This is a genomic window from Ruegeria sp. HKCCD9138 (assembly GCF_057220975.1).
The window spans coordinates 161,466-182,330 of sequence record NZ_JBWVAZ010000008.1 but is presented as its reverse complement, the minus strand read 5'-3'; the positions used below and the strand labels follow the sequence as shown (position 1 = coordinate 182,330).

Sequence of the window (20,865 nt, the reverse complement as noted above, 5' to 3'; positions counted from 1 at the left end):
TCGCCTTGAGTCGGCACTCTTTGTGGCAACCAGTATGGAACGCAGCGCATGAGCTACAACCCTGAAAAAACACTGTGGCAGGAAGTCTTACTGCGTGCCGTTGATGACGCACTGAACGGCGTCAAAGGTAAGACTCGGGAAGATGCTATCGCCTCTATCATCAGAGCGCGGCGCTATCTTACCACACCCAGCACGGACCTGAGCACCGTTTGCTCATTTGCTGGTATGGACACTTTCGCAGTGATGGAACGTATGCACGCTCTGATAGCTGCAGCACCCACACCGGAAGAACTGGTGGGCACACCCAAGCCACACATTGCGAAGCTATCGCCAGTCCGACAGCGGAAGAAGCGCAAGCAAACCAAGATCGTTGACAGGCGTGTCACACACAATGGGCAGACACGCACCATTGCCCAATGGTCAAAGCAAACCGGCGTTCCGGTAACGAACATTGGCGCAAGGCTCAACCAAGGATGGTCTGTTGAGCGTGCCCTGACCCAGCCGATTGGAAGACGGAACCGCTCGTTCAACAGACCGGGGGTGGTCTCGAACTTTGGGACATCTGAGGGGACCGGCGGGGGGACCTCCGCACAAGACACGTCGAAAATAACTTTTTCAGAAAGAGAGGCGAGCTGATGGCCGCACTGACACCTGTTGCGCTGCTGAAATCGCAGCTCAACCTTGATCATGATCTTGATGACGCCTTGCTGGCGCACAAGCTGGACGCCGCCGAAACATGGATCGGTCACTACACCGGGACGCCCTTTGTGACAGGTGAAGCGCCCCTGACAGAAGCGGCTTTGCAGCTTGCGGCCTATTGGTATGAGCAGCGCGAAGCCGCGTCATTCGGCATGACTACCGCCCCGGTGCCCTTTGGTGTGCGTGAGCTGCTTTCCCCTTACAAGAATCCGGTGACTGGCTATGTCCAAGAATAAGAGCCTGACCGAGCAATCGAAGCGGCTGGAAGCCCGTTTGGAAGCCATTCCGAAGGACGTGGTTGCAGCTTTGCGCCCTGCCCTTGTCAAAGGCGCAGAAGAATATGCTGCTGCCATGCGCGCACTGGCACCAAGGGATGAAGGCGACCTAATCGAGTCCATCGAAGTCACCGCACCGGGCGAGACCACCCCGGCCTATGCAGAAGGTGGAGGCAGGCGCACCGCTGGCCCCAACCAAGCGCTTGTCACTGTCGGCAATGAAGACGTGCGGCACGGCCACTTGCAGGAATTTGGAACCGTTAAACAAGAGGCACAGCCGTTCATGCGGCCCGGTGCCCGGTTGGCGAAACCTCGTGCGCAGCGGCGCATCAGCCGCGCAATCGGTCAGGCAATTAAGAAGGCAGCGGAGGGCAAAGCATGATCACACCCGATATCGAGTTCCAGACGCAAATAAGATCGGCGCTGATTGCCAGTTCGGCTGTGACCGACCTTGTGCCCGTTGAACACATCCGGGCCGGTTCGACGCGCCCGGATAAACTGCCCTGCATCATACTGGCGAACCCTGACACCGCCAATCTTGGTCGAGCTGGTGAGTGGCATCTGACGCGCGTTTGGCTGGACCTGCATGTATGGGCGATTGAAGACGGCGCTGACATGGCCCGGCAGATCGGCGGTGCGGTAACAACCGCACTTTGGGATGCGCCCATTCCGTCAGAGAACGATATTAACGCGTATGGTCGACCCAGCTTCAAATACATGCGCGACCCCGATCCTAGCCAGGCATACTGCCACGGCGTTGCTACGGTGTCGGGTGTTGTCAGGTGGAGGCCGTGAGCATGATCCGAGCTGGCAAACTGGATAAGCAGATTGTCATCCGGCGCGAAACTGAATTCGTTGCCGCGTCTGGTGCTGTGTCGAAGACGTGGGCACCTATCGCCACTGTCCGGGCAGACCTGGTTCAGCTCAGCGCCGAAGAATACCTGACCGGGTTTGGCGAAGGTGACGCAGGCGACGGAGTGTTCCGCATCCGGTATCTGTCTGGGATCACCATGGCTGACCGCGTGACCTTTGATGGCACCACCTATGACATTGACGAGATTGTTGAGCTGGGCCGGAAACGCGGCCTAGAGCTGCGTTGTTCGGTGGTGGTTAAATGAGCGTGCATTCGCGCGGTGTGAAGCCGCCTCTTTCCCCTGATGCCGATGCATTGATCAAAGCGCCACCAGTGCCGAAATACCTGGCTGCGCACGCCAAGGCAGAATGGAAGCGCATCATGCCCCAGCTCATTGCCCGGCGCGTCATCACCAAGGCCGATCTGGCCGGGGTTGAGAATTACTGCATTGCTAAGGGGTATGTGACCCAGATCGAAGAACAGCGTGCCGCTGCTGGTGGTGCGATCGACCCTGCATTGTTCCGGGTGCAGAACCAAGCTGCGCAGACTGCACGCCAGCTTGCCGCCGAATACGGCCTGACTCCGACCAGTCGCGTCCGGATTGGCGCTGTGCAGTCGGATGACGATGACGCCGACAACCCGCTTGCGGTGTGACCATGAGCGCGGCCAGCACATACCCGGCGTGGATCGATGACGGCAGCCCCATTGATGACCCTCTCGGGCATGGCGAACGGGCGGTCACGTTCTTGAGACGGTTGCGCCACCCGGCAGCCGTGAATGAGAACCGGGCACCCAAGGCCGCGAACGTCAACCGACACCCCCGGGCATTCCAGCTTGCACCGTTTCAGGAACGTATTGTTCGGCGCATCTACGGGCCGCGCCACGCTGATGGCCGCCGGATCGTCAAAACGGTGTTTCTGATGCTGCCCCGTGGCAACCGGAAAACGAGCTTGGCCGCCGCCCTATCCTTGCTGCATGTGATCGGCCCGGAAAAGGTGCCTTCCGGACAGGTGATCTTTGCCGCCTGCGATCGGGATCAGGCCAGTATCGGCTTTCGGGAAGCTGCTGACATTATCCGGGAAGATAGTCGCCTTATCGCCGCAACAAAAATCCATGATGCGACGTTTGGCGCGAAACAGATCACAGACTTGAAAAGCCGCGCACGGCTGCGCGCCGTGTCCAGTGATGGCCGCGCACAACACGGAACAACCCCGGCCTTTGTCCTGGCTGATGAGATACACGCATGGAAAGGGCGGGATCTGTGGGAAGCCCTGAAATCAGGTCTGGCGAAGACCGATGATAGCCTACTGGTCATCGCGACCACGGCGGGGCGTGGCCACGAGACGCTTGCTGCCGAACAGTATGACTATGCCCGGCGCGTCGCGCTGGGTGAGATCGACAACCCCGAATTCTTACCGATCATCTTTGCCGCTGAGCCTGATGACGATTGGCAGGACGAAGACGTATGGCATCGGGTTAATCCCGGTCTGAAACACGGGTTTCCCAGCCTGTCCGGTCTGCGCTCACTGGCGAAAGAAGCAAAGGATCACCCGGCAGAGCGCTACAGCTTTCAGCAATACAACCTGAATATCTGGCACGGGAATAGCCGCGACCCTCTGTTCAGCATGGCGACCTATGACGCCCGGCAGTTCGATGATGACGAAACCGACCTTGAGGCGCTGCCCTGCTGGGTTGGTGTGGACATGGCGAAGAACGGCGACACCGCTGCTGTGGTGGCTGCGTGGCGGCATGACGATGACCAGATCACGATCAAGCCTTGGTTTTTTGTCCCCGGTGAAGACCTCAAAGAGCGCAGTGACCGCGACCGTGTTCCCTATGAGCGCTGGCGTGATGACGGCCTGATAACGGCCACCCCCGGCCCGATTATCGACCCGGATGCCGTTGAGGATCACATTCGAGAATTGGCCGCGCGCCATAACGTGCAAGAGATCGCCTTTGACCCCCACCTTGCCCGCCAAATCATGCAGCACTTACACGACGATGGTTTGCCTGTGATCGAACTTCGCCAAGCGCCCCTGTCGATGGGTGTCGCAATTGGTGATCTGGAACGAACTGTCAACGGGCGCATGATCCGGCAAGACGGTCACCCTGTTTTGCGGCACCACTTTGACAGTGTGGTTGCAAGCCGCAACGAAACCAACGGGCTAGTGCGCATGTATAAGGGAAAAACGACTGACCGTATCGACGGCGCAATTGCCGCTGCAATGGCCGTCCACCGCGCGGTCGCGCAGGAATCCAACCAATCCAAATACAACGATCCGAACTACCAAAGTTTGGCAGATTTTCTTGAGGAAGCAGCATGAACGACGCAACACTGCCCGGTTTGATTGTCCCTATCGAAGCCCGGATCGACAAACTTGAAAAGGGCTTGCAGCGCGCGAACCGCGCACAACGGCGCGGCGCGCAACAAATGGAACGCCGGGCGCAGCAATCGGCCAATCGTATCGACGCCACATATTCCAAGATGGGCCGGAATGTCGCCGCCAGCTTTGCCCGGATGGCTGTTCCGCTGGCCGCCGGTGTCGCATCCACTTCGACGCTCAGGGCTATCTCTGACACCACCAGAGGCATTGCCGAACTTGGCGACGAAGCCGAACGCGCCGGGCTGTCGCTAAAAGAGCATCAGGAATGGCGGTTCGTCGCGCAGCAAAACCGTATCGAAGTGGATGCGATGATCGACTCTTTCAAAGAGCTGAACATCCGCGCGGATGAGTTCATCAAAACCGGCAAGGGTGGCGGTGCTGAAATGTTCGAGCAACTTGGGTTCAGCGCAGATCAACTTAACAAGCGTCTGGAAAAACCTTCTGAGCTGATGCTGGAAATACTCGAACGGTCACGGCGACTGAACCGTTCAGCTCGCATTCGTGTCGCAGATGAGATCTTCGGTGGCACTGGCGGTGAACGATTTGTTGCGCTGATGGCCCAAAGTGACGCTGAACTGCGAAACACAATCATCCGGGCGCATGAGCTGGGCGCGGTGCTGGATGATGACGTTGTTGCATCGGCAGATGAGCTAACTCGCAAGTTCGATGAGCTGACAACCCGGATGGGCGCATTCGGCAAGCGGTTGGCCGTAGCAATGTCCGAAGGTGTTTCGGGCATTCTCAGCGCCAAGAAGAACCTTGAGGGCATATTCGGTGATATCGAACGCGCTGAGGCTGTGCTGGGTGAAGAACTGGCAAAGGGGCTGGAAGGTAACAAGGCGGCACTTGCAGCACATGCTGACGATCTGCGCGACCTACACGGCACGTATGATGAGTTGTTCAACCTGATCAACCGAATGACCGGCCCGGACGGTGTGCGTGTTTTCGAAATCGACGACACTGACGCCCGGTTCGCCCTGGCTGATATCATGGGTGACCTGAAACGGTTGGTAGATGCCCTTGAGGGCGGCCAGATCGAAGCTGACGAATTCGAGAAAGAAATCGGCGAACTTGTCGGGGAAGCGCGCGATGTCGCCAAGGAATTGGCTGAGATCGATGGTGCCCGTTTCGCCAACGTGATTTCTGCCATTGGTGGTATCGGCGACGCGCTGGACAAAGCCATTGGCAAAGCCACCCTTCTGAAAACCCAGTTGCCGGATAACGGCGGTTATACATCCTCTGGCCGTGGTGATGGTCAGGCCGAAGTTGATCGCCGCCAGTTCGAAGGCAATCAGCCTGCATCTGACCGCGCGCCCGTAACGTCGCCCCGCCCCAGAGTTGCGCCGCCGATGATTGACGAACCCAGCACGACCCGGAGTGGTGGAGCAGGCAGGCTCAACGAATATGAGCGCATCACATCTGCCTTGCGGTCTGAGATCACCATTTTGGAACTTGAGGCCGCCGCCCTTGTCGCAAGTGCCGCTGCCGGTAGCGAATACTCTGTAGCGATTGCGACGGCACGGCGCGAAGCTGAGCTGCTGCATGCCGCTCAACAATCCGGGCGGGAAGTTACTCCGGAACTGCGTAGTGAAATCTCAGAACTTGCTCAGGCCTATACCGATAGCGCCCGAAAATCTGAAATAGCCGCCCAAGGGTTGCAGAAAATCGACGAAGCCAGAATGCACATCGAGAACTCAGCGGCGAATGCCTTTGACGGTCTCATCTCTGGCACAATGTCTTTTCGAGAAGCAATGGCAGGGTTGATGCAAGACCTTGCCCGCTACGCTGCCCAGAAGTTCATTCTGCAAATGCTTGGCGGTTTGGCCGGTGGCGGTCAGGGTTGGATGAGCAACTTTGCGACATTGCTTAGTGGTGGATTTGCGGAAGGTGGCTACACCGGAGATGGCTCAAAATTTCAGCCCGCCGGAATTGTTCACAAGGGCGAGTATGTCATTTCCAAAGAGGCAACCAACCGGATTGGAGTCAGCAACCTAGAGGCGCTGCACAGCTCCGCTAAGAGGGGGTATGCGTCTGGCGGGTATGTGGGTGGCCGAGCACCCTTTCAAGCGGTCTCAGCGGCGCGCTCTGAGTCTCTGAGCGCTGGTGCTGCACCGAACGTTACAATCAATTCTCCGATTACGGTATATGGGTCCGCTGGCACGCCGCAGCAAAATGAAGACTTGGCTGCCCGGATGGCAAGCCAGATGGAAGCCACCATGAGAGGGGTGGTAGTAGACGAGCTTCAGAGACAAGGGCGGCCCGGGAATTCCCTCAATAACCGGCGGCAAGGTGTGCGCTAACTCGGAGATGTGGAATTCTGCCCGTCCCGGAAGGGTGTGTTCCTGCGAATTTCTTGCTTGTATAGTTTTTCTGTAAAAATAAGAGAAAATAAAACAGTTCAAGAAATTCGCAGGAACACTCTTCACCCCCTCCGGGATGGAAGTTCCCCACGCCACCACATGCGAACCCTCTCGCACCCCTTAAAACTAAATTCCGAGGCGGTGTAATTTGGCACTTTCACTTCTAATACTTAAGTGTTAGAGTGGGGCGACGCAAACGAAAGGTCCACTATGTCCAAACCTGCCATCCAACTAGCCCCCGAGCGCCACGCACAAATCAAAGCGATTTCTGTCGCCCTTGGGTTGTCCATCTCCGAAGTAATCGCACGTTTCATTAACGATGAAATTGAGGCTGGCACCATCCCGGCTGGGATCGAAGGTCTCAACATTCATCGTGGCGACAAAGACCTGCGGATTGGTTTCGATGATCATCCGCCGGTTCGGTTCACAGAAGAAGGCGCTGCCGATCTGGCAGCCGCACTGCGCGAATTCGCTGACCCCCAAAAGCCCGCCCAGAAGGTTGCTAACATGCAGCACAACTACATGATCGAACGCAAAGGAAATGGGGTTAAGCTCACCATTCCGCTTTCCGGTTCCGTCACGAAGTCATGGTCGCGTGATCTGGCGCGTGATGCGGCTGATTTGCTGGTTAGCTGATCAAAAAAAAGGAAAGGGCCAGCGCTGCAACGCTGACCCCAATTTGATCTTAGTAGGAACACCATGAGTATAGCAGAATCCGGCAGGGATGCACGATCTAAACTTTCAGAAACTCTAAAGAAAAAGCGCGCGGACATTACCGCTGAGAATGAGCGGCTAAAGTCAGAGCGAAACTCACGCCGCTGGAAGGCAGAGCGCGACCCTGCCGAATACGAAAGGCAGAAAGCTGACCAGCGTGCAGCCTATGAAGCCAAGGTTATGGCTGAGGAAGGTCGCGAGGTCCGGGCGTATATGAAGGTGCCCGGCACTACAAAGGCTGAGCGTGAAGAAAACGCCAAACAGCGCCACGCGGAAAAAGAGCGCGAAAGGTGGAGCAAGGTTAGCCAGGACGAAAAGGACCAGAAGGCCGACAAAGTGCAATCCGCAAGGATGCGCAAGGCTGGATTCTCCGAAGATGAGATCGCTAAGGAGATGGCTGCACGTGCCGAAAAGCGCCGCCACCGCCAACCTGATCCGGGCGATTACGAAGACAACCCTAACTTTGGTGCGTTCTGATATTGAGCGCACCACGTTGTTGTTATACCATAACGGTGTGGCTCAGACATGTTCCACATCCCCAGAACCCCGCGCAGGATCATCAATGCGATGTAAGTCAACCGGCGCGGGGTTCACATTTGCAGACCTTTAAGTAAGCAATTACTTATAATAAAAACAATAGCTTACGCGATTTTTCCTCTTGCGCTCCAGATTCCACTTATGCGAGTCTGTGCGCATCAAATCATCTTTAAGAGGAATAGTTTCGTGCAGACCAATACCAATACCCAAGAAATCTATCTGCCGGATCACGTTTACCAGGCACTGAAAACCAAGCTGGAAAAGCTGGTATCTGAGCCGTTCGAGGAATGCGGCATCGACCCTGAGACCGCGATTGTCGCGGCGCTGGGTGAGATCGGAAACATCTGGCCTGTATCGGTGCTGGCTGATGCTCAGGTCGCGGAGGCCGCATAGGTCCGATACGGCCCTAATTTTCCTACCAAATTTCTAATTTTCCTACGAACTTCTGGTTCAAATTGTGCTATAAGGAAGATGTGGCGCGGCTCAATCGAGTTCGCGCCTTTCTTGTCCATACACCTAGCATCCTTGGAGGCCACCAGTGGTATCAGAAGACCTGTCCAAAGTGAACGAAGTGATCACCCTCACGCATGCTCAGTTAACGAAGAAATTCAATGAGTATGTAGAACAGCTACCGTCTGAAATCAGCGAATACCTAGTTGAAGATGAAGTGCTGGGCTGGACGCTTGATCACCCGATGTGCTTCCTACCCGGTCTTCCGGCACTTGCAGTGTCTGGATCGTTCCCGCCTGATCAAATTACGAAGTCCGTCAAGATGGGACAGGCACACTTCAATGAGCTATGCGCCAAAGGTGAATTCGATGATGCATTGTTTATGGTTTCGAAGCGTCATAGGCGTGAATATCTGCTGGACCTTATTCAAGTTTATGGTGCGGCAGCGATGCTAGAGGCGATTAGCGCTGTATGGGTCAGCGTAGATTTCGTTCAAAGTTACCATGATCTGTGGGACACGATATGGGAAGAGGTGGTTGAACTGGGTGACACACGCTTGGGCGTCATGGATGCAGATGAGCGCGCGTTCTTTGATACTCTCCCAGAAACACTGACCGTGTATCGTGGTTTTCGCGGCGATTGTGGCGAATATGGTTGGTCTTGGACGCTGGACCGGGAACAAGCTGAATGGTTTGCCCGACGGTGGTCTGGTGACGCATCGAAGGTCGCTACGATCGCGGTGCCGAAATGCGAAGTGCTGGCCTATTTTGCAAGTCGGAACGAAGCAGAAATCGTGCTCCACCCCAACTATCTGGATTGTTCTGCGGATATTGAGATTGAGGTTCTGGACGTGGAAAGGCAGGCAGCATGAACCCGGTATCCATCACCCGCAACGGCACCACCTACAACGGCACCTACAGCACCGCTAAGGGTATTGTCGCGGTCACCTATGCCGGACAGACCAAGCGCACTCAGATAGGCAACATAAACGCACAGACGCTGGCAGAAATCGTCCTGGGTGAGATGATCGGCGGCTAGTCTGCCGAACCCGTCATCACGCTAGAACCAAAAATAACCGCCAGTGCAAACTGGCGGTTTTTTGCTTTCTGGGCACCGCACGTCTACGGGTTTGTGCCAACACACGTTGGCGGGATCTATAGTAATAGTCGATTGCCCGACGCTACATATTGGGTTACGAATTAGAAAAACACCAAGGGAGCAGTGCGATGTCTGAGCATCATGCCAATGCAGATCTGCGGAAATTTCTGAATGGCGACACGTTCGGCACCGTTATGGCAGATCCACCGTGGCGGTTCACCAATCGCACTGGAAAGGTAGCACCTGAACACAAGCGGCTGGCGCGCTACCCCACAATGTCCCTCGATGAGATCTGTGATCTACCTGTAGCCGAACACTTGCAAGACACCGCTCATTGCTACCTCTGGGTGCCAAACGCGCTTTTACCGGACGGGCTACGCGTTCTGAACGCATGGGGCTTCGAGTATAAGTCACACATTATTTGGGAGAAGATCCGAAAGGACGGCGGACCTGACGGACGTGGTGTGGGCTTCTACTTTAGAAACGTCACGGAAATGCTTTTATTCGGAATACGCGGCAAGAACGCCAGAACGCTTCAACCAGGGCGGCGTCAAGTGAACGTCATCCAAGCACCAGAGCCTGACGGTGATTTGATTAAGACGAGAAAACGTGAGCATAGCCGCAAACCTGACGAACAATACGAAGTGATCGAAGCTTGTTCGTGGGGACCGTATCTTGAATTATTCGGTCGCGGTATTCGCGATGGATGGACGGTGTGGGGCAATCAGGCCGCTGACGACTACAAGCCGACTTGGAAGACCTATTCCTACAATTCCGGCGTTTCTACCGCTGCGGAGTAAGCTTTGTCTGAAAACCATGAAGTCGATGACGGGGATGACGATCTTGTTTCCACGGGAAAGATCGCTGACAACTCGTCAATTATCGCACGCAACTTTGATAAAAATCTGCGAAAAAAGTTTGAGTTTTACAGCTATCGAAACGCTGCAGATATCTTAGCAAACAGCTTCCCCGAGCAGTTTAAAGACATTTTGTCTGTTCTTCAAAAAATGGACATTACAAAAGATATGATTAGGCGCCCTGGCGGTAGCAAGGGGCCTATCGCTAAGCATGTGGACACTCTATTCACTGATGATTGGATTGAGACCCGGATTACAGCTGATCTTCATGTGAAGCTGCTGCACGCCCAGAGAACAAAGGATAATCCAATCCTGCGAGAGTATTCGCGTGAAGGCTATCTTGACGGCCACCGCATTGACTTTGTCAAAGGGCGGGTCGCCCTCGACTTAGAATGGAACAGTAAAGATCAAACCTACGACCGCGATCTTTATGCATTCTCGGCTTTCTACGATGCAGGAGCCATTGACGTCGGCGTGATCATCACTCGCGGATTTAGTCTGGACAACGATTTCTTTCGGAGTTTGGGCAATGTGCTAAGAAAAGACGGAACCACGGGCACTGAAAAAGTTTATAGGAAGTTTGGTGCATCTACGACTTGGATGGGGAAATTACTTTACCGTCTCGACGCAGGACGTAACGGCGGGTGCCCAGTTCTGGCGATCGGAATCACGCCCAACGCTGTGCGTTGATGACGTCACGTCATCCGGCCCATTTTAGCGCCGGTTACACGGTTACAATCACACCCATAAGTCATTGTTTTTTAACAATTCGTCGGGAGTTCGAGTCTCTCATCACCCACCATCCTCTCTGATCTGTCGCCAAAGCTTTGCCGGCCTGAAGTGTTTTGAATTGACTTGAAGGCAACGCAATGCTTCGAGGCGGTTGTTAAAACGCCTTAACCTGGCGGCAATGCAGAAATCATCCGAACCCTCCACTTTCAGCCTCAGCAATTGCCAATGTCGCAACGGAGGATGAAAAGGTGGAACACGCAAAAACGGCCTTCGAAAAAGGACTGTTTACCGGGCTTTTTGCCTCGGCCGAGGAAAGAAAGGCCCGTCGTCAAAGGGCGACGGAAGAACGCAAGAAAAAGCGTGAGGATGATTTGAAGGCGGAAAGAGAGCTTCGCGAAGCTGGCTATTACGACGACTACCTGCCTGATGCGATTTATTATCGGCACTATTATTACTGAACCTGCAGCAAGACCGGCTGCCGCTGTGAACGTCCCGGCTGTGCCTGCTGCTTGCAAGCCCCTATGAAAATCAAAAGTAGGGCGCGCCGCCAACAGCGCGCCCAGTCCAAGGGAGGATCATGAAAAAAAACCGCGCTCTAAACTCAACACGAGCGCCTACTCATCTATGCCCCTAGTATCACCGGAACCGGCGCGGCGGTCAGTGATGTTGGTCACACAAATCAGTTTTGCACATCCGCCCAATAGGCTCGCGCCGGGCGTCCTTCGCTCAACCGGCAAGATAGGTTCGAAACCACGCAATCATGCGTTGCTCTGCAAGTTTGGCTGCGGCCTCATCGTAGCGAGGGGTGGTGTCGTTATGAAAACCGTGATTCACACCGGGGTAAATATATGCCTGGTAGCGTTTGTCGCTCTCCACCAGTGCTTTTTGGTAGGCCGGCCACATGGCGTTGATGCGCTGGTCTAATGCAGCAAGCTGGATCATCAACGGCGCTTCAATCTGAGGAACCTGTGAGCTATCGGGTGCAGCGCCATAGAATGGAACACCAGCAGCCATCTCGGGATAGGCGACGGCAAGTTTGTTCACCACACCACCGCCGTAGCAGAAACCGGTCGCGCCGACTTTGCCGTTCGTTCCATCGAGCGACTGCAAATACTCGAATCCCGCAAAGAAATCATTGAGAAGCGCATCTCGATCCAGAGTTCTTTGCATCTCACGACCTTCGTCGTCATTTCCGGGATACCCCCCAAGCGACGAAAGGCCATCAGGGCCCATGGCAACAAAACCGGCCTTGGCGATCCGGCGTACGACATCACGGATGTATGGGTTCAGGCCCCTATTCTCGTGAACGACCAGAACGGATGCCGGCGGGCGGTCAGGATCGGTCTCAGCCGGGCGGACAAAATACGCGGTGATCTCACCAGTGCCGTTCGGGCTTTGGTAGGTGATATCCTCGCCAATAATGTCCGGATCATCCTCAGCAACTTGCTGAGCCAGCGCATAGTTCGGCGAAAGCGTGCTGAGTATTGCCGCGGCCGTCAGTCCGCCGACAGCCCATTTGCCGGCTTGATCCAGAAACTCGCGCTTCGAGATCTTTCCGTGCGCATAATAGTCGTAGAGGTCGAGCAATTCTTGGTCGAAATCAGCCGCCGTCAGACGGCGCGAAGGTGTCTGGTCAGTCATTGCGATTCTCCCTGTCGGATTTCCGCAGGATATCACCAATCTAACTGTCAGCTTTGCCTGATCTGAAACAGTACCTGCCCGGCAACCTCAAATAGCGGAAAACAGAACGCTTGCGGCACCCACAAACCCGGCTGCTGCAACTGCGCTAGCCAGTATGATGCAAAAAACTTCTATAGCACTGAGTTTCATTGTGGCCCCCACCAGAATGCTCAGGTCGACATAGAGCATCTCTGTCATGTCGCAAAGTGAGAGCCCGTTTACGTCGCGAAATCCCGCCGCGCGCACGGCGTGTATTCGCTCAGACACTGTTCCGGGGCCTGTACCGTGGCCAGCGTTGGCACCATATGAAGCTTGACCTGTGGCCGCACTGCATCACGCATGGCAGATATGTCGCTCATAGGGACATCTGCCGGTCATCACGTCGACGCGGCTGCCTCGAGGTCTTTCCAGATTCGTCCACGTTCCATGAGTGTGGCAAGCGCATTCGTGAGAAGGTTTGCAACATCGGATGCAGAATCTACCTTTTGCGAGAAGCTACTAATGGCATCACTTTCTTGCTGAACGCACTGGAGGTTACTGGAAATCCAGTGACAGAACGTCACCGACCAAACTGACAGCCTCATACGCACCTTGGGTGGCGGCAGTCCAGACTACGAAGTCCATTTCCAACAAAATCAATGAGTCTGTTCCGCAGGCAAGGATAGGCGAGTTGCCGGCTCCTGTGGTCCACTTACGGGACTTTGGCGCCAAATAGCGCAATTGGGAATTTTCTTGGCTGGCGATCCCGGAAGGACTCGAACCCTCAACCTGCTGATTAGAAGTCAGCTGCTCTATCCAGTTGAGCTACGGGACCGCTGCGCCCTTCTTGCGGTTTTTAGCCAGCGGGTTCAAGGGCCAAGCGCATGAAGGCGCTGTTGGGATCGTCTTCGTATCCGAAAATCGGTCCGCAATAGGCATACCCCAATGCTTCATAGAGTTTGCGCGCCGCGTCATATTCAGAAAGATGTGATGCCCCGGTTTCCAGAACCAGCGCCGAAACGCCTTCACTGCACGCGAGTTCCGCCAGATGGGTCATCATGGCGCGCGCCAGCCCGCGGCCGCGGACCTCGGACATGATATGCACCGATTTCACTTCGGCCGTGCCGTCCGGCAGCTCCTTAAGCGCGCCACATCCTACGGGCTTGCCTGCCTCATACATCGCCCAGAACCGGATATCCGGCCCGGCCAATGCTTCGGCATCCATGGTGTGATTGCTTTCCGCAGGGCCTGCCGTCTCGCTATGGGCAAAATGCGCTTCAACCAACGGGCGCAGCGCGTCCGAAGTTGGGTCTGCCTGTCGGATTTCAATCAATTAGTGAGTCCACGGACCACGGCGGTCGGTTGCGAAGTTCTCACCATAGCCACGAGCGCGCAGATTTGGCTTACGCTTGTGCGGCTCGCTTACCTGTGCGTCGATGCCGTTGTCCTTGGCATAATCCAACGCTTCTTCCTTGGTATCGAATTTCAGACGAACCTGAGTTTGCGTGTCTTTGGAGGACGTCCAGCCCATCAGCGGATCGACTTCACGCGCCGACGCGGGGGCGTATTCAAGAACCCATTTGCGGGTCTTTGCCATCCCCGAGGTCATCGCATTTCTTGCAGGCTTGTAAATCCGTGCGCGCATGTCGCCTCTCCGTACTCACTTGGCTGGGATTGTTTATGCGTCAGAGCGGGGGCGGGGACAAGGTGGCAATTGTCACAGCAAGCCGGCTTTCATTGCTGTCGCGTTGATATCTACTGATGTCAGAAACTGTCATCAGGACCGGTTATTGATTGAGGGACCCCAATATGAGGACATTATGATGATCCACTACGAAAGAAGCCTGGAAATCAATGCCCAGCCCGAGGCTCTATGGGCCATCCTGAACAGGTTCATGCATATCGACGAATTCGCACCTCAGGTCGTTTCCGTGGATGCGATGACGCATGGCAAAACCGGCGTCGGATCAAAGCGGCGCTGCCACTTTGAAAACGGGACCTCTCTGGTTGAAAAAGTCACCGACTGGCAGGTCAACCGAGGCTATCGTGTCCGCTTGTCCGAGATGTTGGCGATGCCGTGGACCGAAGCACATGCAGCAATTGCCATTGAGCGACTCACAGACAATCGGTCGCGCGTGATCTGGAGCATGGATTACCGGATGAAGTATGGGCCATTGGGCTGGCTGATGGGGCAAACGCTATTGAAGGCAATGATGGGTCGAGTGCTGGATCGCAATCTGAAAGCGCTGGCTGAAAAAGTGCGTTCGGATCGAATTCCTGACGCCGAGTTTGCCTATTACTGAAACTATGAATTCTAAACCGGATCAGCCCTTGCAGTTGGACAAAATAAGAACAAATGTAGGGGCCTGACCCGGAGCCTGCTTATGCCATACGCCCATTCCGACAAGACACAGCTGACCGCTGAAGACGTCCGCGCGCGCCTGAAACTAGAGGGCGGTAAACAGTTCGTCATGCATACCGAATTCGCCCCCGCAGGCGACCAGCCCACGGCGATCAAAGAACTGACCGGAGGGGTTCTGGATGGCGAGCGCGATCAGGTCCTGCTGGGGGCGACTGGGACAGGTAAGACCTTCACCATGGCCAAGGTTATTGAAGAAACCCAGCGGCCGGCGATCATCCTTGCGCCCAACAAGACGCTGGCCGCGCAGCTGTATGGGGAGTTCAAGGGCTTCTTCCCCGAAAACTCGGTCGAATATTTCGTCTCATACTACGACTACTACCAGCCCGAGGCTTATGTGCCGCGCAGCGACACCTACATAGAAAAAGAATCGCAGATCAACGAACAGATCGACCGGATGCGCCACTCGGCCACCCGCGCGCTGCTCGAACGCGATGACGTGATCATCGTGGCGTCGGTCTCTTGCATCTATGGTATCGGTTCGGTCGAAACTTATGGGGCGATGACGCAGGATCTGAAGGTTGGCAACGAGTACGACCAGCGGCAGGTGATGGCCGATCTGGTCGCCCAGCAATACCGCCGCAATGATCAGGCGTTTCAGCGTGGCTCGTTCCGGGTGCGCGGCGATTCCCTGGAAATCTGGCCTGCCCACCTTGAGGATCGTGCCTGGAAGCTGTCCTTCTTCGGTGAAGAACTGGAAACCATCACAGAATTCGACCCCCTTACCGGCGAACGCGCCGCGACGATGGAGCATGTGCGGGTCTATGCGAATTCCCACTACGTGACGCCCAAGCCGACGATGCAACAGGCGATCATCGGCATCAAAAAGGAACTCCGCATCCGTCTCGACCAGTTGGTGGGCGAAGGTAAACTGTTGGAAGCCCAACGGCTGGAACAACGCACCAACTTCGATCTGGAAATGCTCGAGGCCACCGGCGTCTGCAACGGGATCGAGAACTACTCACGTTACTTGACGGGACGCGCTCCGGGCGAACCGCCCCCAACCCTGTTCGAATTCATCCCAGACAACGCCATCGTCTTCGCCGACGAATCCCACGTCTCGGTCCCGCAAATCGGCGGCATGTACCGGGGCGACTACCGGCGCAAATTCACGCTGGCCGAACATGGATTCCGCCTGCCGTCCTGCATGGACAACCGCCCCCTCAAGTTCGAGGAATGGGACGCCATGCGCCCGCAATCTGTCTTTGTCTCAGCCACCCCGGCGAAGTGGGAGATTGAACAGACCGGCGGTGTCTTCACCGAACAGGTGATCCGCCCCACTGGCCTGCTGGACCCCGAGGTCGAAATCCGCCCCGTCTCGATGCAGGTGGACGACCTGCTGGACGAGGTGCGCAAGGTCGCCGCCAATGGCTATCGCACGCTGGTGACAACGCTGACCAAACGCATGGCCGAGGACCTGACCGAATACCTGCACGAACAGGGCATCAAGGTCCGCTATATGCACTCGGACATCGACACGCTGGAACGCATCGAAATCCTGCGCGACCTGCGTCTGGGGGCATTCGACGTGCTGGTCGGCATCAACCTGCTGCGCGAAGGGCTCGACATTCCAGAATGCGGGTTGGTCGCCATTCTGGACGCGGATAAAGAAGGGTTCCTGCGGTCCGAAACATCCCTGATCCAGACCATCGGCCGCGCCGCGCGGAACGCCGATGGCCGGGTGATCATGTATGCCGACAAGATCACAGGCTCGATGGAACGCGCCCTGAACGAGACCAACCGCCGCCGCGCCAAACAACTCGCCTATAATCAGGAAAACGGCATCACCCCCGAGACGGTGAAAAAGAATGTCGAGGACGTTCTGGCCGGTCTCTACGAGGGCGACGTCGACATGAACCGCGTCACCGCCACCATCGACAAACCGATGCACGGCGCGAACCTCGAGGCCCATCTGGACGGGCTGCGCGAGCAGATGCGCAAAGCCGCCGAGAACCTGGAATTCGAAGAAGCCGCCAATATCCGGGATGAGATCAAACGTCTGGAAGTGGTCGACCTCGCCGTCGCCGACGACCCCATGGCGCGCCAATGGGCGGTCGAGAAAGCCTCGGAAGACGCGGTTAAGTCGCGAGGACGGTCAACGGCTGGCAGGCCGGGGCAGCGGGGTGGGAATGTGAAGCGGAGGAAGCGGTAAGTCAAAGATAATATCTTTTAACCCCCTGTGATTGTGTATAGAATCGCGGATATGGCAAAGCGAAACTACATCATCTATGGCGATGAATCGGACAAGTCAGGCAACTTCTTCGGAAACTTCTTTGGCGGGGTATTGCTAAAGTCCGAAGACCGTCAGGCGATTGAAGAACTACTGCTTGCGAAGAAGCTCGAATTGAACTTCGGAAACGAGATCAAGTGGCAAAAAGTGACACCCCAATACCTCTCAAAATATCAGGAGTTCATTGAGTACTTTTTCACTTTTGTTGCTAGCGGCCGTTTGAAGGTACGCATTATGTTTACGCAAAATATCCATCAACCTCGCGACCTGTCCCCAGAACAAAGAGACGAAGCATACTTTTTGCTTTATTATCAATTTCTTAAACATGCCTTCGGGATTAGGTTTTGCAACCCCAACGCCATCGATACTGTTTCCTTTAGTTTGTTGTTAGATCAAATCCCTGACAGCAAAGCAAAGATCGATAGATTTAAGGAGTACTTATCTGGGATACCTACAACGAGAGATTGGCGTGGACTAAACATTCAAATCCCAAAATCTCATATAGCTGACGTTGATTCTTCAAAACACACGATCCTTCAGGGTTTGGATGTTATTCTTGGAGCGATGTGCTTTCGGCTTAATGATAAACATCTTGAGAAACCAGAAGGTGCTACTCGTAGAGGTAAACGAACTATAGCTAAGGAGAAATTGTATAAGTTTATCAATAAAGAAATTCGAAATATCTACCCAAATTTTAATGTTGGAATGACAACCGGGACAAGAACTGGGCCAAACGAACGCTGGACCCATCCGTATCGACATTGGCGGTTTGTGCCCAACAATCATGCATTGGATTTAGGGCGCTCAAAGCAAGGAGCCCCGCAAGATCCTACATAAATAATCCAAGTGGAACTTGGACCTTCGAATCCGGCAGGGCTCATTCAATAAAATAGAAATCCACTAACAAGTTGTCAACAGGATACTCTATATGTTGTGCAAAACTCAATATCTGACACAATAGTGTCAACAGACGTTGCACTGCGCTATCTCTCTCTGGCTTAACACAACACCACACTTCAACCTTGCAGCCCAGCGCCCTCTCCTCCACGTTTGAAATCACAAATTGTGATTCCAAACGGCTGCCATGACGAACCCCAACACCCTGCCCAGCACGCATGAGGTCCAAAGCGCCATTCACCGGGTGCGCGGCACGCGCGTGGTGCTGGCCGAGGATTTGGCGCAGTTCTATGGAAAATCCGTCAGCGCGTTCAATCAGGCCGTCTCGCGCAACAAGGACCTGTTTGAGGGCTATCGCTTTCAGCTGACCGATGCCGAGGTCGCCGATTTGCAATCACAGAATGTGATTTCAAAACCCAAGGGCCGCGGCGGACGGCGGGTCAATCCGTGGGTCTATACCGATTACGGTGTGGCCATCGCCTCGGCCTTGTTCAAGGACCCGCGCGCGATCAGGATCACTCGGATGATCACCGAAGCCTTTGTCGACGGCGCAAACGCTCTGGCAGAGACCCCGCGCAGCGTCCCGGAAATCCTGCCGCCCGAAGGTGCCCCTGCCCCGCTGTTGCCCAATGGCGAGCAACTGCGCGATTTGGCCGAGAACATCCTAGATTCCGGCCAGCAGAGCCTTGTCGATTACATCGCCAACCCCACCACCAAGCGTCAGCAGGCGGTGGCGGTGATCATGAAAACCCTCGCCGAAACCGCAGGTGAAGAGGTGCGCACCCAGCACGAACGCCTGCGCCTGAACATCGCCCAGCGTCTGGCAAGCGGCGATTACGCCGATGATGATGACCGCAAACGTCTGTTGGAATTGCTGCAGGCGATGAAGGGTTAAACCCCCAACTCGGCCCGCATCTTCCTGGTCAGCTTGGCCACGACCAGATCATAAGACGTCACGATATGTTCACGCAGTGACGCATCGCTCATCCCGCGCGCCTCATAGACCTGCAGCCACTTCATGCCACGCGATGCCAGATAAGGCGCCGGGCGGATGCCGGGCTCATCGCCCAGCACCTCAAACGCCAGATCGGTGGCCTTGAAGGTGAAGGCATCGCGCCCCTCGTTCCAGCCGCAAATCGCAAAGACCTTGCCGCCCACTTTCCACACATCCGCATTGCCCCATTGCACCACATGGCTGGTGGCTTTGAGGGTGGCGCAGAAGGTGTTGAATTCATCGCGGGTCATCGCCCGAATCTCGGCGATCACCCGGAAATATGCAAGCGTTTAAAGGGCTTTATCCCAGTGGACGACGACGTCAAACCCGGCAGGGGACGGCGGGCCTTCAAGGAATTCTGCGAAATTTCCCCACAACTCGGCCACTTTGGGCGCGTTCGCGTTCGATGTCTCCTCGCTTTCGACAACCGCAACAACGTAACCGGTACCGTCCTCGTTCATGGCATTGGTAAAGCTGTGCATCCCATTCATGCCCATAATCTGATCTTTAAGCTCATTCATTTTCGCCTCGGCGGCATCCCGCATGCCCGGCTTCATTTTGAACTGAGTAATACGTGCAAACATGGTACTTCTCCCTTGCTGGGCACAATCGCCCTTGGCAGGCAACCTCAGAGCGCCTGCCGCGCGGATCGTATCACAGGCGGCGTCGGGTTTCAGAGAAGCAGTTCACAATGCGCGTGCACGTCTCCAATTTCATTTCCGATGCAACTGTCAGGGTCGCAAGAATTTCGCGCTTCCGACCGTTCGCCGGTTCGTCGGCTGCGGTGAAGCGGATGGTGTTTGACGCGCGCCTTTTTGAACGAATGTTCCACAGGCCACTCCGTCGCCGTCAGGGTCGTTGCGCGTATGGTAACCCGCTTCACCCTGACGAAACGGGCCGAGACCGATGGCCCGCGCCGCGTCACATCCCGCCAGCGCCACCAGATGAACCACGGCCTCGTCCCGATCATAATCGGTGATGCGCAAAAACAACCCGGTCGCGATTATTGCAGTGGTCAATGGCAGCGCGAGCACCATGATCAGAATGCGTACGGGTGACAGCGCCTTTTTGCGCAACGCATCTGCCCGCCGATGCCGCCGGGCGGATCGCGGGTTGGGGATCACGTCGTCAACTTCCGTCGTCTTTGTCTTCATACGGTTGGCCGTACACCAACTATATGGCAATGCTGAGGCATCGTGGTGGCGCAAGGCGAGGACACGCTGTGAAACGATCCGATCCATTTCAACTTGTTGACGATTCGGCGCGCGAGTTGGCTCGGGAGTTGATTGCCAAGGCCGAATACGCAGCTCTGGCGGTTTTGAGGCCCGAATCCGCAACACCTTCGGTGACCCGGATTGCACTGGCCACGGATAAGTTGAACCAGCCGATTTCCTTGATTTCCACATTGGCCGAGCATACCCGGGCGCTTCTGGCAAATCCGACCTGCTCCTTGCTGGTTGGGGCACCCGGTGACAAGGGTGACCCGTTGACCCATCCACGTTTGACACTGCATTGCACTGCCCAAATGGTCGAACGCAGTTCGCAGGATCACGTGACCCTGCGCTCGCGCTATCTGTCGTTGCGACCGAAGGCGCGTCTGTATGTTGATTTCACCGATTTCGGCTTTGTCCGTTTCGAGGTCAGCGATGGGCTGCTCAACGGAGGGTTCGGCAAAGCCTGGCGATTATCGAAGCACGATTTCTGATC

Annotated in this window: 29 protein-coding genes and 1 tRNA gene; 21 read left to right on the top strand and 9 right to left on the bottom strand. The window is 55.6% G+C overall.

Features of this window, described 5'->3' with window-relative positions:
- The first annotated feature begins 48 nt into the window (after nt 1-48).
- The 16 genes from AC2TEL_RS15005 (at nt 49) to AC2TEL_RS14930 (ending at nt 11,417) form a co-directional block, all read left to right on the top strand.
- Nucleotides 49-636 (top strand): hypothetical protein, encoded by a 588-nt coding sequence (locus AC2TEL_RS15005; protein WP_480904943.1) that lies wholly within the window; start codon nt 49-51, stop codon nt 634-636.
- Nucleotides 636-935, top strand: coding sequence for a head-tail connector protein (locus AC2TEL_RS15000; protein ID WP_480904940.1), 300 nt, complete (start codon nt 636-638; stop codon nt 933-935). The genes AC2TEL_RS15005 and AC2TEL_RS15000 overlap by 1 nt, the downstream gene beginning before the upstream one ends.
- Entirely contained in the window at nt 922-1,356 is a 435-nt protein-coding gene (locus AC2TEL_RS14995; protein ID WP_480904937.1) for an HK97-gp10 family putative phage morphogenesis protein, read from the top strand. Before AC2TEL_RS15000 ends, AC2TEL_RS14995 begins: the two co-directional genes overlap by 14 nt.
- The gene (locus AC2TEL_RS14990) at nt 1,353-1,769 is read left to right on the top strand and encodes a DUF3168 domain-containing protein (RefSeq protein ID WP_480904934.1); all 417 of its coding nucleotides are present in this window, start codon (nt 1,353-1,355) and stop codon (nt 1,767-1,769) included. Before AC2TEL_RS14995 ends, AC2TEL_RS14990 begins: the two co-directional genes overlap by 4 nt.
- 2 nt (nt 1,770-1,771) lie before the next feature.
- Complete coding sequence (locus AC2TEL_RS14985) at nt 1,772-2,092, top strand: phage head closure protein (protein ID WP_480904994.1); 321 nt, start codon at nt 1,772-1,774, stop codon at nt 2,090-2,092.
- Nucleotides 2,089-2,481 (top strand): phage terminase small subunit P27 family, encoded by a 393-nt coding sequence (locus AC2TEL_RS14980; RefSeq protein WP_480904931.1) that lies wholly within the window; start codon nt 2,089-2,091, stop codon nt 2,479-2,481. The genes AC2TEL_RS14985 and AC2TEL_RS14980 overlap by 4 nt, the downstream gene beginning before the upstream one ends.
- Before the next feature lie 2 nt (nt 2,482-2,483).
- Nucleotides 2,484-4,151, top strand: coding sequence for a terminase large subunit (locus tag AC2TEL_RS14975; protein WP_480904928.1), 1,668 nt, complete (start codon nt 2,484-2,486; stop codon nt 4,149-4,151).
- Nucleotides 4,148-6,511 (top strand): phage tail tape measure protein, encoded by a 2,364-nt coding sequence (locus AC2TEL_RS14970; RefSeq protein WP_480904925.1) that lies wholly within the window; start codon nt 4,148-4,150, stop codon nt 6,509-6,511. The genes AC2TEL_RS14975 and AC2TEL_RS14970 overlap by 4 nt, the downstream gene beginning before the upstream one ends.
- 270 nt (nt 6,512-6,781) lie before the next feature.
- Nucleotides 6,782-7,207: a hypothetical protein gene (locus tag AC2TEL_RS14965; RefSeq protein ID WP_480904922.1), complete on the top strand. Its 426-nt coding sequence runs from the start codon at nt 6,782-6,784 to the stop codon at nt 7,205-7,207.
- 63 nt (nt 7,208-7,270) lie between these two features.
- Nucleotides 7,271-7,762: a hypothetical protein gene (locus AC2TEL_RS14960; protein ID WP_480904919.1), complete on the top strand. Its 492-nt coding sequence runs from the start codon at nt 7,271-7,273 to the stop codon at nt 7,760-7,762.
- A gap of 246 nt (nt 7,763-8,008) precedes the next feature.
- Nucleotides 8,009-8,215 (top strand): hypothetical protein, encoded by a 207-nt coding sequence (locus AC2TEL_RS14955; RefSeq protein ID WP_480904916.1) that lies wholly within the window; start codon nt 8,009-8,011, stop codon nt 8,213-8,215.
- Nucleotides 8,216-8,360: 145 nt separating this feature from the next.
- Nucleotides 8,361-9,143, top strand: coding sequence for a hypothetical protein (locus AC2TEL_RS14950; protein ID WP_480904913.1), 783 nt, complete (start codon nt 8,361-8,363; stop codon nt 9,141-9,143).
- Complete coding sequence (locus AC2TEL_RS14945; RefSeq protein ID WP_480904910.1) at nt 9,140-9,310, top strand: hypothetical protein; 171 nt, start codon at nt 9,140-9,142, stop codon at nt 9,308-9,310. The genes AC2TEL_RS14950 and AC2TEL_RS14945 overlap by 4 nt, the downstream gene beginning before the upstream one ends.
- Before the next feature lie 188 nt (nt 9,311-9,498).
- On the top strand, nt 9,499-10,170 hold the full coding sequence (locus tag AC2TEL_RS14940) for an MT-A70 family methyltransferase (RefSeq protein ID WP_480904907.1): 672 nt from the start codon (nt 9,499-9,501) through the stop codon (nt 10,168-10,170).
- Nucleotides 10,171-10,173: 3 nt separating this feature from the next.
- A complete protein-coding gene (locus AC2TEL_RS14935; RefSeq protein WP_480904904.1) occupies nt 10,174-10,917 on the top strand; it encodes a BglII/BstYI family type II restriction endonuclease in 744 nt (247 codons plus the stop codon).
- 290 nt (nt 10,918-11,207) lie between these two features.
- Nucleotides 11,208-11,417: a hypothetical protein gene (locus tag AC2TEL_RS14930; RefSeq protein WP_480844147.1), complete on the top strand. Its 210-nt coding sequence runs from the start codon at nt 11,208-11,210 to the stop codon at nt 11,415-11,417.
- A 268-nt stretch (nt 11,418-11,685) separates the two neighbouring features.
- Here AC2TEL_RS14930 and yghX read toward each other — a convergent pair whose 3' ends face one another.
- The 6 genes from yghX to AC2TEL_RS14900 form a co-directional block, all read right to left on the bottom strand.
- On the bottom strand, nt 11,686-12,600 hold the full coding sequence (yghX, locus tag AC2TEL_RS14925; protein WP_480904902.1) for a YghX family hydrolase: 915 nt from the start codon (nt 12,598-12,600) through the stop codon (nt 11,686-11,688).
- An 87-nt stretch (nt 12,601-12,687) separates the two neighbouring features.
- The gene (locus AC2TEL_RS14920) at nt 12,688-12,837 is read right to left on the bottom strand and encodes a hypothetical protein (RefSeq protein ID WP_480862595.1); all 150 of its coding nucleotides are present in this window, start codon (nt 12,835-12,837) and stop codon (nt 12,688-12,690) included.
- A 20-nt stretch (nt 12,838-12,857) separates the two neighbouring features.
- Entirely contained in the window at nt 12,858-12,998 is a 141-nt protein-coding gene (locus AC2TEL_RS14915; protein WP_480862594.1) for a hypothetical protein, read from the bottom strand.
- Between the two features lie 378 nt (nt 12,999-13,376).
- Nucleotides 13,377-13,453, bottom strand: a tRNA-Arg gene (locus AC2TEL_RS14910).
- Between the two features lie 21 nt (nt 13,454-13,474).
- Complete coding sequence (locus tag AC2TEL_RS14905; protein WP_480904899.1) at nt 13,475-13,951, bottom strand: GNAT family N-acetyltransferase; 477 nt, start codon at nt 13,949-13,951, stop codon at nt 13,475-13,477.
- Entirely contained in the window at nt 13,952-14,263 is a 312-nt protein-coding gene (locus tag AC2TEL_RS14900) for an ETC complex I subunit (protein WP_480844143.1), read from the bottom strand.
- 178 nt (nt 14,264-14,441) lie between these two features.
- Between AC2TEL_RS14900 and AC2TEL_RS14895 the strand changes: the two genes are divergently transcribed.
- The 4 genes from AC2TEL_RS14895 to AC2TEL_RS14880 all read left to right on the top strand — a co-directional run bounded on the left by AC2TEL_RS14895 (nt 14,442) and on the right by AC2TEL_RS14880 (nt 19,059).
- On the top strand, nt 14,442-14,921 hold the full coding sequence (locus AC2TEL_RS14895; RefSeq protein WP_480904896.1) for an SRPBCC family protein: 480 nt from the start codon (nt 14,442-14,444) through the stop codon (nt 14,919-14,921).
- Between the two features lie 81 nt (nt 14,922-15,002).
- Entirely contained in the window at nt 15,003-17,189 is a 2,187-nt protein-coding gene (uvrB, locus tag AC2TEL_RS14890; RefSeq protein ID WP_480904893.1) for an excinuclease ABC subunit UvrB, read from the top strand.
- A gap of 51 nt (nt 17,190-17,240) precedes the next feature.
- Nucleotides 17,241-18,104, top strand: a complete 864-nt coding sequence (locus AC2TEL_RS14885) for a DUF3800 domain-containing protein (protein WP_480904890.1) — start codon at nt 17,241-17,243, stop codon at nt 18,102-18,104.
- 247 nt (nt 18,105-18,351) lie between these two features.
- Entirely contained in the window at nt 18,352-19,059 is a 708-nt protein-coding gene (locus AC2TEL_RS14880; protein ID WP_480904887.1) for an ORF6N domain-containing protein, read from the top strand.
- Here the strand turns inward: AC2TEL_RS14880 and AC2TEL_RS14875 are convergent.
- The 3 genes from AC2TEL_RS14875 to AC2TEL_RS14865 all read right to left on the bottom strand — a co-directional run bounded on the left by AC2TEL_RS14875 (nt 19,056) and on the right by AC2TEL_RS14865 (nt 20,312).
- Complete coding sequence (locus AC2TEL_RS14875) at nt 19,056-19,409, bottom strand: MmcQ/YjbR family DNA-binding protein (RefSeq protein WP_480844138.1); 354 nt, start codon at nt 19,407-19,409, stop codon at nt 19,056-19,058. The genes AC2TEL_RS14880 and AC2TEL_RS14875 overlap by 4 nt on opposite strands.
- Nucleotides 19,410-19,448: 39 nt before the next feature.
- On the bottom strand, nt 19,449-19,742 hold the full coding sequence (locus AC2TEL_RS14870; protein WP_170445934.1) for a hypothetical protein: 294 nt from the start codon (nt 19,740-19,742) through the stop codon (nt 19,449-19,451).
- Nucleotides 19,743-19,889: 147 nt separating this feature from the next.
- Nucleotides 19,890-20,312 carry an excalibur calcium-binding domain-containing protein gene (locus AC2TEL_RS14865; protein WP_480844137.1) on the bottom strand — a complete coding sequence of 141 codons (423 nt, stop codon included), beginning with the start codon at nt 20,310-20,312 and terminating at the stop codon, nt 19,890-19,892.
- A 68-nt stretch (nt 20,313-20,380) separates the two neighbouring features.
- Between AC2TEL_RS14865 and AC2TEL_RS14860 the strand changes: the two genes are divergently transcribed.
- On the top strand, nt 20,381-20,863 hold the full coding sequence (locus tag AC2TEL_RS14860; RefSeq protein WP_480904884.1) for a HugZ family pyridoxamine 5'-phosphate oxidase: 483 nt from the start codon (nt 20,381-20,383) through the stop codon (nt 20,861-20,863).
- Nucleotides 20,864-20,865: the final 2 nt, after the last annotated feature.